Here is a 985-nt window from a genome sequence, read left to right as displayed (position 1 = left end):
ACAGCGCCGGATATACCTCACCGCGCATAGCATCGGCCAAGATACCAAGCTTGCCGCGCACGCCAGCCTTCCACGCCGTCCAAGCGCAAGCGTCGAGCGTCGACACGCCCAGCAGCGGAACATTGGCACCACGCGCGAGGCCCTTGGCAGTGGAGATGCCGATGCGCACACCCGTAAAGGACCCCGGGCCGCGGCCGACCACATAGCAACCAACATCGCTGCGATCCAGACCGGCTTGAGCCAGCACGCCATCAACGGTATTCACGAGCTCAACGTTGGCGTGACGGCGACACATGTGGTCGCCACTCACGAGCTTCGTCTCGCCCGTCTGCCCATCAATCCAGCTTGCCGCGCAGGCAAGCATGTCGGTCGAGGTATCGAGCGCCACCACCAGCGCGTTGTCGTTATGCAAGCTCATCTTGTACAGCCCTATCAATCAAATGGGAAAGCTCCATTGCGCGGTCACCGTGCGCCTCAAGCGTTATCGTTCGCACATCGCTGTCGCCCTCATCACGCTTGAGCGTCACCGAAAGATACTCATCCGTCAGCTCGTCCTGGAATTGTTCGCCCCATTCCAGCAGGCAAGCACCCTCATAGCCCAGCACATCGAAAATGCCCGTATCCTCGAGCTCGTAGGCATGCTCCAGGCGGTATAGATCAAAGTGAAACAGCGGAATACGACCTTGATCGTGAACGGCCATGAGCGCAAACGTAGGGCTCGTAACCATATGCCCATCGCCCAGCCCGCGCGAGACGCCCTTGGTAAAGTGAGTTTTGCCCACTCCCAGGCCACCGGTCAGGATGAGCACATCGCCGTCCTCAAGGCACGGTGCAATTAGCTCGCCAAAGTACTCCGTATCGGCAGCGCAAGTCGTTTTGTAAGTACCTACCCCCAGGCGCTCCAGGGACATATATGCTCCTTATTATTCCGAGGCGTCCTCTGGTGCGGGATGTCGCTCCAGATAGTCGCCCAGCATCTTAAAGT

Annotated in this window: 2 protein-coding genes; both read right to left on the bottom strand. The window is 59.1% G+C overall.

Annotated features, from left to right (window positions below):
• Positions 1-418 (bottom strand): tRNA (adenosine(37)-N6)-threonylcarbamoyltransferase complex dimerization subunit type 1 TsaB (tsaB, locus tag AB5758_RS09720; RefSeq protein ID WP_368155552.1); only part of this gene is annotated, 418 nt, incomplete at its 3' end.
• Positions 405-911: a tRNA (adenosine(37)-N6)-threonylcarbamoyltransferase complex ATPase subunit type 1 TsaE gene (gene tsaE / locus AB5758_RS09715; RefSeq protein WP_138113463.1), complete on the bottom strand. Its 507-nt coding sequence runs from the start codon at positions 909-911 to the stop codon at positions 405-407. The genes tsaE and tsaB, both read right to left, overlap by 14 nt.
• Between the last annotated feature and the right edge of the window lie 74 nt (positions 912-985).

It is taken from the genome of Collinsella aerofaciens, from assembly GCF_040926405.1.
Taxonomy (GTDB): domain Bacteria; phylum Actinomycetota; class Coriobacteriia; order Coriobacteriales; family Coriobacteriaceae; genus Collinsella.
The sequence above is the reverse complement of the archived record's forward strand: the minus strand, read 5'-3'. Positions and strand labels throughout refer to the sequence as shown.